At 65.5% G+C, this 10445-nt stretch carries 10 protein-coding genes; 7 read left to right on the top strand and 3 right to left on the bottom strand.

Annotation, left to right across the window (positions count from 1 at the left end):
- Positions 1–37 precede the first annotated feature (37 nt).
- Positions 38–763 carry an NAD(P)H-binding protein gene (locus ABZF37_RS06225; protein ID WP_372717922.1) on the bottom strand — a complete coding sequence of 242 codons (726 nt, stop codon included), beginning with the start codon at positions 761–763 and terminating at the stop codon, positions 38–40.
- A gap of 180 nt (positions 764–943) precedes the next feature.
- On the opposite strand from ABZF37_RS06225, the gene ABZF37_RS06220 reads away from it, so the two are divergent.
- Genes ABZF37_RS06220 through ABZF37_RS06210 form a run of 3 tightly spaced genes read left to right on the top strand, consistent with a single transcriptional unit; the run spans position 944 to position 3772 of the window.
- Complete coding sequence (locus ABZF37_RS06220) at positions 944–2269, top strand: aromatic ring-hydroxylating dioxygenase subunit alpha (protein WP_372717920.1); 1326 nt, start codon at positions 944–946, stop codon at positions 2267–2269.
- Between the two features lies 1 nt (position 2270).
- Complete coding sequence (locus ABZF37_RS06215) at positions 2271–2822, top strand: 3-phenylpropionate/cinnamic acid dioxygenase subunit beta (protein ID WP_372717918.1); 552 nt, start codon at positions 2271–2273, stop codon at positions 2820–2822.
- Between the two features lie 41 nt (positions 2823–2863).
- Entirely contained in the window at positions 2864–3772 is a 909-nt protein-coding gene (locus ABZF37_RS06210; RefSeq protein WP_372717916.1) for a catechol 2,3-dioxygenase, read from the top strand.
- A 262-nt stretch (positions 3773–4034) separates the two neighbouring features.
- Here ABZF37_RS06210 and ABZF37_RS06205 read toward each other — a convergent pair whose 3' ends face one another.
- Complete coding sequence (locus ABZF37_RS06205) at positions 4035–4319, bottom strand: hypothetical protein (RefSeq protein WP_372717914.1); 285 nt, start codon at positions 4317–4319, stop codon at positions 4035–4037.
- A 235-nt stretch (positions 4320–4554) separates the two neighbouring features.
- Here ABZF37_RS06205 and ABZF37_RS06200 point away from each other — a divergent pair, with 235 nt between their 5' ends.
- The 4 genes from ABZF37_RS06200 to ABZF37_RS06185 all read left to right on the top strand — a co-directional run bounded on the left by ABZF37_RS06200 (position 4555) and on the right by ABZF37_RS06185 (position 9717).
- Complete coding sequence (locus ABZF37_RS06200) at positions 4555–6126, top strand: class I adenylate-forming enzyme family protein (protein WP_372717912.1); 1572 nt, start codon at positions 4555–4557, stop codon at positions 6124–6126.
- Between the two features lie 67 nt (positions 6127–6193).
- Positions 6194–7432 (top strand): dienelactone hydrolase family protein, encoded by a 1239-nt coding sequence (locus ABZF37_RS06195; RefSeq protein WP_372717910.1) that lies wholly within the window; start codon positions 6194–6196, stop codon positions 7430–7432.
- Between the two features lie 64 nt (positions 7433–7496).
- Positions 7497–8462, top strand: a complete 966-nt coding sequence (locus ABZF37_RS06190; protein ID WP_372717908.1) for an NAD-dependent epimerase/dehydratase family protein — start codon at positions 7497–7499, stop codon at positions 8460–8462.
- Between the two features lie 118 nt (positions 8463–8580).
- Positions 8581–9717, top strand: coding sequence for an alkane 1-monooxygenase (locus tag ABZF37_RS06185; protein WP_372717906.1), 1137 nt, complete (start codon positions 8581–8583; stop codon positions 9715–9717).
- Positions 9718–9809: 92 nt separating this feature from the next.
- Here ABZF37_RS06185 and ABZF37_RS06180 read toward each other — a convergent pair whose 3' ends face one another.
- Positions 9810–10427: a nitroreductase family protein gene (locus ABZF37_RS06180; RefSeq protein WP_372717903.1), complete on the bottom strand. Its 618-nt coding sequence runs from the start codon at positions 10425–10427 to the stop codon at positions 9810–9812.
- Positions 10428–10445: the final 18 nt, after the last annotated feature.

Raw genomic sequence — 10445 nt, 5'->3', positions numbered from 1 at the left:
GCCAGCGCGACCGAAAACCGGCTGTCGGCACGTCGGTTTAAGCGCCGAACGCGGTCGCCAGTTTGGCCGCCAGCTGTTCGTCGCTATCGTGACCGGCCTCGCCCCAAAAGGCGCTGAACTCTCGGTTACGGACCGCCGGATGCGTCACGCTGGCCAGCATCAGCCGGGCCAGGTCGGCGCGGCCAATCTGGTAACGCATCTGCAATGGCAGGTCCTCGCCGGTGACCAGCAGCGTGTGCTCACCGGGCGCTTTGTTGTTGAGGATGCCGGCGCGCACGATGGTCCACTCGACGCCGCTGCGCTTCAGGTACTCGCCCTTGTCGAGCGAGTGATCGCGCAGGCCGGACTTGATCCAGTTCAGAATCTTCATGCTGGTGGAGTCGATGCTCAGGCCAATGGTCGACAACAACACCACGCGGCCGGTGAAGCCACGTTTTTTGGCCGCTTCGACCGCGTTGACCAGGCCGCCGTACATGACCGCGCGGATGCTCTCGCGGCCCGCGAACATGCCGCGCCCGCCGATGCCCCCGGAGATATCCACGGTGAATACCAGCCCCGCCCAGGCCGGATCAATGGCTTCCGCCAGCGTTTCCGGACGCGTGACATCGCCATAGACCAGCGTCGCCTTGTCGCCGAACAGGCCACGCGCCTTCTCAAGGTTGCGGGCCACCGCCACCGCCGGTCGACCGCTGGCGATCAGTTGCCGCATCACTTCAAGGCCGGTGCCACGCGTGGCGCCGATGACTCCAATGGTGTCGCTCATGTCTCACTCCTGCATTTCAATGTGACCGTTTCGATTCTAAGGCCGCCGGCCCGCCACTCGCCGCCGGGGCGCGGCCGTCACAAGCTTGATATCGGTCAAGAGGCCGCACGCCAGGGCTTCGATACTGCGGACGTCGTTTGGTGACCCCAAGGACGTTCCCCACACCACGGAGGGTTTCGCGTGAAAGACGTCAGCAAGTTGATCCTGGAAGACGGCGCGGTGCAGAACCGTAGCATTTACTGGGATCAGGATATTTACGAACAGGAGCTGGAGCATATCTTCGCCCGTGCCTGGCTGTTTCTGGCGCACGAGTCACAGCTTCCGAATACCGGCGACTTCCTGACCACCCGCATGGGCGAGGACAACGTCATCGTGGCCCGCCAGGCGGATGGCAGCATCAAGGCTTTCATCAACTCCTGCCCGCACCGCGGCAACGTGGTCTGCCATGCCGACAGCGGCAACGCCAAGGCGTTTACCTGCGCCTATCATGGCTGGGCGTTCGGCCTGGGCGGCGAACTGGTCACCGTGCCGCTGGAACACGACGCCTACTACAACGCCATTGAGCGCCCGCGCTACGCCATGCACCCGGTGGCCAAGGTGGAAAGCTACAAGGGCCTGGTGTTTGGCACCTTCGATGCCGGCGCCCCGTCGCTGCGCGATTACCTGGGCGACATGGCCTGGTACATGGATACCTTCCTCGACGTGCCGGGCGGCATTGAGCTGCTTGGCCCACCCATGAAGTCGATCCTGAACTGCAACTGGAAAGTGCCGACCGAGAACTTCATCGCCGACGGCTACCACGTCGGCTGGGCCCACGCGGCAGCGCTCAAGGCGATCGAGTCGCCGCTGTCGCCACTGGTCGGCAACCAGGCGTACGACGTCAACACCGGCCTGCAGGTCACCACCCGCGGTGGTCATGGCTTCGGCGTGATCTGGGACGCGGCGGCAGCCATTCATCCGGTAGGCGAGGCCTACGCCCAGTGGCTGGCCCAGCGTACGCCGATCATGCGCGAGCGCCTGGGCGACTGGCGCGCCAAGTTCTACAACGGCCACTGGGATGCCAGTATCTTCCCGAACTGCTCGTTCCTGTACGGGACCAACACCTGGAAGCTGTGGCAGCCAATGGGACCGCACCACATAGAAGTGTGGACCTGGACCCTGGTCGAGAAGGACATGCCCGACGAGCTGAAGCAGATGATGGTTGCCACCAACATGATGACCTTCGGCACCGCCGGCATGCTCGAAACCGACGACGGCGAGAACATGGAGCAATGCACCGGCAGTAACCGCGGCTGGGTGACCCGGCGCGGCAAGTTGTTCTCGGGCATGGGCCAGGTGCGGGAGGGACACCACCCGGAACTGCCCGGCATTGTCGCCAAGGGCATCGTGTGCGAGACCTCGAACCGCGGCTTCTACCGCCGCTGGGCGCAGTTGATGAGCGGCAAGAGCTGGGACGAACTGGCCCGCGAGCCAGGCAATGCAGCCGACAAGCGCGAGGTGGCCTGACATGAATGCCCCAACCCATACCCCGGCACCGGCCAAGCTCCGCTACGTAGACCGCGACACCCTGTTCGAGGTCGAGCGTTTCCTGATCCGCGAGGCGCGCATGCTGGACGAGGAACGCTTTCGCGAATGGTGGCAGACCCAGCTCGCCGAGGATGTGCACTACGTGCTGCCGGTGCGCGAAATCCGCCTGCGAGCCGACCAGAAGCCCATCGGCAGCAATCCCGGCGCATTCGTGTTCAACGACAACTACATGATGCTGGACATGCGCATCCGGCGCCTGGAAACAGGCTTGGTGTGGATGGAAGACCCGCGCAACTACATTCGCCGCTTCATCAGCAATGTCGATGCCGCCTGGGCGGACGTGGACGGCGAGGTGGACGCCTGGTCCAACTTCATCGTTTACCGCAACCGGCGCCAACGCGACGAAACCGTGGTCTGGGGCACCAAGCAGTGCCGGCTGCGCAAGGTCGACGGCGAGTGGAAACTGACCCGGCGCACCATCCTGGTCGACCAGCGGGTGGTGCTGGACAAGAACCTGTATTTCTTTCTGTAGTTGCGAGCCTGGCCACACCACGACCCGCGGAGGGCGAGCTGATGGGCATCCTGCGTACCGGCAAAGTCGCCATCAACGTGCTTGATCTTGAGCAGGCGCGTCGCCATTACGGCGGGTTCCTGGGCCTGTACGAGACCGCCAGCGCACCCGGCGTGGCGTATTTCAAGGCCTGGGACGAGTACGACCACCACAGCGTGATCCTGCGGGAATCGGACCGTGCCGGCCTGGATCACGTCGCATTCAAGGTGCGCTTTCCAGACGATCTTGCGCACATCGAAAACACCTGCGAACGCTTCGGTTTCCCGGTACAGCGGGTGTCGGCCGGCAGCCGTATTGGCGAGGGCGAGGCTGTCGCCACCACGCTGCCAACCGGCCACCGGGTCGAGTTCTACCAGCAGATGGAGCGGGTCGGCGTGCAGGTCGGCAACACCAATCCCGAACCCTGGCCGGAGGACCGCCACGGCGTGGGCGTCAACCGCTTCGACCACCTGCTGCTGACCGGCGAGGACCTGGAAGGCGTGACGCGCTTCTTTGTGCAGGGCCTCGACTTTCACCAGAGCGAGCGGCTCATCAACAAGGAAGGCGGCCTGCTGGCGAGCTTCATGCACGTCACCAACAAGGCGCACGACATCGCCTTCATCAAGGGCCCGAACGGCAAGCTGCACCACGTCGGCTTCTACGTGGAAACCTGGGACGACGTATTGCGCGCCGCCGACCTGCAATCCAGGCACCGGGTGCGCACCGAGCTGACCCCTTCCCGACACGGCCTGACACGCGGCCTGACCACGTATTTCTTCGACCCGTCCGGCAACCGTAACGAAACCTACGCCGGCGGCACCTTCCCCTACTACGACAACGACGTCGTGACCTGGACCGAGGACGAAGCGGCGCGGGCGATCTTCTTCCATGGCCGGGAAATGATTCCCAGTTTCGGCCAGGCGGTGACCTGAACGCCGCCGGAACGACCACTTGACCCCCATCAAGGCCGGCGGTCAGCGCCAATGAAATGATGGTTTCGTCGGGGTTCTGCCAACTCATGGCGCCCGACCCCACCCCGCCAAGGCGGGCGTGGTTTTTATCCCGAGCGGCCTGCGGCCGGCATGGGATAGGTGGCGTCCTCTATCTGTGGGGGAGAGAGGACGCCACCTTTTTTTCCGCTGCTACCCGGGCATCCAACCCACGCCGTCACGCGCCGCGCCAGAGCCCCAGCGCTCAGCCACATACCTCGCGGCCATCGACTTTCTTGCAGCCGGGGTGGGCATCGCCGCGCCAGCGCGGATCAACCGTTGGTGCCGGCACTGCGCCACCCCGTCGCGAGTGACTGTGACCCACATATACGCCATCCGGCGTACGAATCACCGTGGTGCCATCCGAGCCAACCACCACGCCGTCGTGCGAGGTGTAGGTGGTGCCGTCGTCACAGCTGGCGTAACTGCCGGTCACCACGCAGTCATGCGCCCGCAGCGCCGGAGCGGCTGCCAAAAGAATTAAGGTCAAAGCCGAAAACCATACGCCACGCATACGCTGTTTCCTCCGTTACCAGGCCATCGCCAGCGACCCGCCGATGGTACCGCACGACTGACAACGGGCCGTCGCCGGCACAACGGCCACGCGACCCGCTATCCTTGCCAGGCGAGCTTTCCCGCGGCTCGCACTCAAGGTCATGGAGACCGCGACATCCAGATTCAAGAGCCGGCCGTGCACCCGGCCTGCCCCCACGAGGAGCCTGCCCATGCCCGAATCCCGCGGCCCGAACCTGCGTCAAGCCCTGCACCGCACCGCCCGTCACCATGCCAACAACGAAGCACTGGTCGACTCGCAACACCGTTACACCTACCGACAGATGGTCGAGCGGGTACGGCAGACCGCCGCTCTGCTGTACCGGCTTGGCGTTCGCAAGGGCGACCGGGTGGCGCTGATGCTGCTGCCGTCCACCATCCACCCGATTGCGCTGTACGGCTGCTGGGAACTGGGCGCCGTGCCAGTGGCGCTGCACATACGCGAGAAACTGCCGGTGCTGGTAAAAACCATCGAGCGCCTGTCACCACGCGCCATGGTCTACGACGGCTGCCTGGCCGAGCGGGTGGCCGAGCTGCGTCCGCTGGTGCCGGGCATCACCGGCTACGTGCGGGCCCGCAGCGAAGCCACACCCGCCGACCAGATCCGCGCTGGCGACGAGCCGGTCATCCCGGACGACCTGGACCGCTACCCACTGGATTTCGAGCCAATGGCCCTGGCCGGGCACGACCTGGCGGCCATTGTGCTGACCTCGGGCACCACCGGCATTCCGAAAGGTGTACTGCACACCCACGCCAAGCTGGTGGATAGCTGCCGCGCGGCCGTGTACCCGTTCGGCCTGACCCCGCACAGCAGCACCCTGAACATGTTCACCACCTCGTTCATGGGCTGGTACAACCTCGCCCTGCCCTATTTCAACATTGGCGCCCGCCAGATATTCCAGAGTCAGTGGGATCCGAAGCGGGTGATCCAGGCGATTGCCGAGGAGCGCGTCAGCCACCTGCTGCTGGTGCCCACCATGTGGCGCCTGTTGCTACGCGAGGAAACCGCGGGCCGCGACCTGTCCTCGCTGCGCCAGGTCGGCTTCGCCGGTGAGGTCATGGACCTGCCCACGCTGGAAGCAATCCGCCAGCGCATCACCCCGCACGTCATCAACTGCTATTCCACCACCGAAACCGCCGTCTCGGGCGGCACTGCCATGTTTCCCGAGGATCTGGCCAGGCCGGACAAGATCGAGAGCGTCGGCAAGCCCCTGCTGAACTCCGAGGTCCGCGTGGTGGCGGTCGACGGCGGCCCGGACGACGAAATGGCGCCCGGCGAGGAAGGCGAAATACTCATCAGTGGTCCGTCCGTGGCGCAGGAGTTCTGGTGCGACCCGCCCCTGTCACGCGAAAAATTTGTCGGCCCCTGGTGGCGCTCGGGCGACCTGGGCAGCTTCGATGCCGACGGCTACCTGTACGTGCGCGGGCGGGTGGACGACATGATGATCTCCGGCGGCATCAACGTCATGCCCGGCCCAATCGAGAACGTGCTGCTCGGCCACCCCGACGTGGCCGAGGCTGCCGTGGTCGGCCTGCCAGACCCCGAATGGGGGCAGCGCATCGTCGCCTTCGTGGTACGCAAGAACGCGGCACTGAGCGAGACCGCCCTGACCACGCTGATACAGGACTCAGACCTGCCGGGCTACCAGCGCCCGCGCGAGTACCGCTTCCTGGACGAACTGCCACGCGGCAACAGCGGCAAGACCAACCGCCGCGCGCTGCGTCAAATCACAATTGCAGGCTGATTCGCCAGGCCAGAACCCGGGTTACGGATCGCGGTTCGGCCCGTCATCACGACCATAGGAAACTTCAATGCCTAACCGCACGCTGACCATAGCCACCGAAGGGGGAAGTCCGTTCAACGGCTACCTCAGCCTGCCACGTTCTGGCCGTGGACCAGGACTGATCCTGGGTCAGGAAATCTTTGGCGTTAATCCGTGGATGCGGCGCATGGCCGATCTGTACGCTGAGGAAGGCTACGTGGTGCTGGTGCCGGACCTGTTCTGGCGGCTGGAGCCCGGTGTGGAGCTCGGCTACTCCGGGGCCGACCGCGAAAAGGCCTTTGAGCTGTATCAGCGGTTCGACGCCGATCAGGCCGTTCGCGACATCGCCACGGCCATGCAGGCGCTGCGCACGCTGCCGGAATGCGACGGAGGAATCGGCTTCGTCGGCTTCTGCCTGGGTGGATCGCTCGCTTACCTTGCCGCCGCCCGGCTCGATCTGGACGTGGCGGTCGGGTATTACGGCGTCGGCATCGAGCGGCACCTGGATGAGGCCGCGGCCATTACCTGCCCGCTGCTGCTGCACCTGGCCGGGCAGGACAGTTACACGCCGGCCGACGTTGTGACCAAGATTGACGCGGCGTTCCTGGCGCGCCCGAACCTGCGCCTGCATCTGTATCCGGATGCCAACCACGGTTTTGCGGCGGAGGAGCGGGACAGCTACCACCGCTCCGCCACCTCCATAGCGTACTCGCGCACGCTGGCGGCGCTGCGCGGCGCCATTGGCCCGCACTATGACCTGGAGGCCATCTGGGACCAGCACCTGGCCTGTGAATTTGCGACCAAGGACCACGCGGCGGCGCTCGAAACCATGGTCGAACGCCCCTACGTGAACCACATCCCCACCCTGACCGGCGGCACCGGCCGCGACGACCTGGCGCGCTTCTACAAGTACCACTTCATCCCGCGCAACTGCCCGGACACAAACATGGTGCCCATCTCGCGCACGGTGGGGGTCGACAAGATCGTCGATGAATTCCTGTTCTGCTTCACGCACACGCAGGAGGTCGACTGGCTGTTGCCGGGAGTCGCGCCGACCGGCAAGCCGGTGGAACTGCCCATGATCGCCATCGTCAATTTCCGTGGCGATCTTATTTGCCACGAACACATCTACTGGGATCAGGCCTCCGCACTCGTGCAGGTGGGCGCTCTCAATCCGACCGGACTGCCGGTCGCCGGCCGCGAAGCCGCGGCCAAGGTGCTGGACGAGAACCAGCCCTCGAATGCCATGATCAGCGCCTGGCCGCGGACCCTGCAAAAGCCCGATTAGAAATACGCCCGACCAACCGGCGGCCCGTTCCAGTGGCCACCGCCAGGCCGACAGGAGAGACACAATGCGAGTTCTGATCACCGGTGGCACCGGCTTCATCGGCGCCGAGGTCGTGCGCCAGCTGGTCGCGGAAGGCGGGCACGAAATCACCGTGTTCCATGTCAGTGGCGCGCAGCAGCGCCTGGCCGACATCGCCGACCGGCTGACCCTGGTCCGCGGCGACATCGGCAACTTCAGCCACATCCTGGACGCCGTGAAACGGTCCCGCCCGGATGCCATCTTTCACCTCGGGGCCATCCTGTCGACAGCGTCCGACCTGGACCCCTCGGCGGCCATGCACGCCAACGTGAACGGCACCTTCAACGTGCTGGAAGCCGCGCGCATCCTGGAGGTCCCGCAGGTGCTGTTCGCCAGCAGCATCGGTACTTACGGGCTGGACATGGGCGGCGAGGGCATTGACGACCTGACCTTGCAACGGCCGTTGTCGTTCTACGGCACCGCCAAGCTGTTCGGCGAGGGCGCCGGTAACTTCTACCGCCACCGTTTTGGGCTGGACTTTCGCGGCATCCGCTTTCCGGGCATCTGCGGCCCCGGTGTGCGCACGCCGGGCGCGGCGCAGTTCCATTCCTGGGTGGTCGAGGAATGCGCCAAGGGCCGGCCGTACACCATCGAAGTGGCGCCCCACACGCGGGTGCCCATCGTCTACGTGAAAGACGCGGCCCGCGGCGTGCTGCAACTGGCCCGCGCGCCCCGTGACCGGCTAAAGCAATTCAACTACCTGATCAACGGCGTGCCGCCGACGCCCAGCGCCGAGGCATTGGCGCAGCTTGTACGCGAACGAGTGCCGGGGGCGAGGATCGACTTTCGGGTAGACGCGCAGCGGCAGGCCTTCATCGACCGGTTGATGAAACCGATCGACGACCGCTTTGCGCGCGACGAATGGGGCTGGAGCCCGGCCTTCGACACGGCGCAGATGCTGGACGATTTCCTGGCCGATCTGGCCGCGTACCCGCAGCGGTATCCGGACTGACAACCAGGCCCGACGCATTGCGTGCGACCCGCGCAGCGGCTGGCACGGGCGTTCGCGCGCGTGGGATGATGGGCGCTGGACAAGCCTGAAAAAAGGCAGCACAGGGAGGATGCGAGTCATGGATTATTTGCGTTATTACCTCAACACCATTCTGGTACTGACCGGCATTGCCGGTTTCGCCCTGGGTGGGCCGTGGGTGTGGGCCGGAGCGGCCACTTTTGTGCCGCTGTTCGCGGCCGACTTGCTGCTGGGCAACGACTACCAGCCGCGGCGCGTGCATATCCCGTGGCTGGCCGATCTGGTGCTGTATCTGCACGTGGCGCTGATGGTGGTGCTGTACGCCACGTTCGTGTGGCGCATGCAGGTGGGCCTCAGCGGCAGCGGCGTGCCGGCACACGGCTGGCACATCGCCGGTGCCGTGATCAGCCTGATGTGGCTGCACCTGCTGCCCAACGGCGGCATCGGCCACGAGCTGGCGCACCGGCGCAGCCGGCTGTCGCGCTGGGTGGGCCTGAGCATGGGTGCCCTGGTCGGCGACCCGTGCCGGGACATTGCCCACAACAACACGCACCACCTGTATTTCGACACGCCGCGGGACACCGACACCGCCCACCGCGGCGAGAACGTCTACGGCTTCATGCTGCGCGCCACGCTGGGCTCGTTCCGCGACACCTGGGAAAGCGAAAAGCGCCGCGCCGACAATGTCGGCTACAGCGTGTGGTCGCCGCGCAGCCGGGTAACGCAGGGGCTGGCCTTCCTGATTGGTTTTCCGTTGGGCATCGGCCTGCTGTCCGGACCGCTGGCGGCCGGCATCGTGATCGGCGCGCTGGTGCTCGCCAAGCTGATCCTTGAAGCGCTCAACTATTTGCAGCACTACGGCCTGGTGCGGGACACGCAGGCGCCGGTCGGCGAACATCACACCTGGAACCACCTGTCGACGGTGATCCGCATCATCGGCACGGAGATCACCAACCACGTCGACCATCACCGCGACGCCTACGTGCCGTATTACCAGCTGGTACCGCGCCCGGCAGGGGCCTGCATGCCGAGCATCTTTCTGTGTTTTCTGATGTCCTTCGTGCCGCCGCTGTGGTTCCGCTTCGTCAAGCGCAAGCTCTACGAGTGGGACACGACCTTTGCCTCGCCGGCCGAGCGGCGCCTGGCGATGGCCGCCAACCAGCGCGCCGGCTGGCCGCTGTGGCTGGACGACGAGCCGGCGAGCAGCCACGAATCGGCCGCCACCGCCGGAGCTTAGGGAAACGCTGAAGTAGCCAGCATTTCACCCGGTACGGGGCTGCGCCGCTCGACGCGAAGCTTGCCCCGAACCGGCCTGCCACCCAGTGCCTATCAGGCCAGGCCAGCCCCGTCGAACCGCTCCAGCTTGACCACTTCGGCGACCGGCTTGCGGTAACCGCGCGGCGTCTGCGGCGCCGTTCCGCGACCCATGACAATCAGCATGGCCGGGACGAAACTGGCGGTCAGGCCGGCGACCTCGGCGACCTGCTGCGGGTTGAAGCCGATCATGGCGCCGGTATCGAAACCATGCGCCTTGGCAGCGTACATCAGCGTCATGGCGGCAAGGCTGGCACCGCGGATGGCCTCGTCACGCGCGAACTGCTCGTTGCCGCCATACATCTGACCGGTCATGCCGATCATGCGTTCGCGCATCGGCTCGGGCGCCTGGGCAAAGATGGTCGGCGCGTCGACGTGGGCGTCGAGCTTGGCGCACACCACGATGGCGGCGCCGCAATTCTCCACCTGCGCCTGATCCATGGCGGCGGCGCGCAGGCGCTTTTTCTGCTCGGCCTCGCGTACCACCACGAAGGTCCACTGCTGCAGGTTGAAGGCGCTGGGACTCAGGATCACCTGGTCGAAGATGGCCTTCAGATCGGCATCGGTAACCGGCTGCGAAAGGTCGTAATCGCGCACGCTGCGCCGGGCCTGGACCAGTTCGGAAAAATTCATCGCTAGCTCCTGCTTGAG

It is taken from the genome of Immundisolibacter sp. (assembly GCF_041601295.1).
In the GTDB taxonomy this organism is placed as follows: Bacteria; Pseudomonadota; Gammaproteobacteria; order Immundisolibacterales; family Immundisolibacteraceae; genus Immundisolibacter.
Note: the sequence above shows the minus strand (reverse complement) of the source record. Positions and strands in the feature narration are given on the sequence as shown.

Coding starts and splice junctions, on each gene's coding strand:
- ABZF37_RS06195 (WP_372717910.1), top strand. CDS start 6,194: ATGCCTAACCGCACGCTGACCATAGCCACCGAAGGGGGAAGTCCGTTC.
- ABZF37_RS06190 (WP_372717908.1), top strand. CDS start 7,497: ATGCGAGTTCTGATCACCGGTGGCACCGGCTTCATCGGCGCCGAGGTC.
- ABZF37_RS06200 (WP_372717912.1), top strand. CDS start 4,555: ATGCCCGAATCCCGCGGCCCGAACCTGCGTCAAGCCCTGCACCGCACC.
- ABZF37_RS06210 (WP_372717916.1), top strand. CDS start 2,864: ATGGGCATCCTGCGTACCGGCAAAGTCGCCATCAACGTGCTTGATCTT.
- ABZF37_RS06185 (WP_372717906.1), top strand. CDS start 8,581: ATGGATTATTTGCGTTATTACCTCAACACCATTCTGGTACTGACCGGC.
- ABZF37_RS06225 (WP_372717922.1), bottom strand. CDS start 763: ATGAGCGACACCATTGGAGTCATCGGCGCCACGCGTGGCACCGGCCTT.
- ABZF37_RS06180 (WP_372717903.1), bottom strand. CDS start 10,427: ATGAATTTTTCCGAACTGGTCCAGGCCCGGCGCAGCGTGCGCGATTAC.
- ABZF37_RS06215 (WP_372717918.1), top strand. CDS start 2,271: ATGAATGCCCCAACCCATACCCCGGCACCGGCCAAGCTCCGCTACGTA.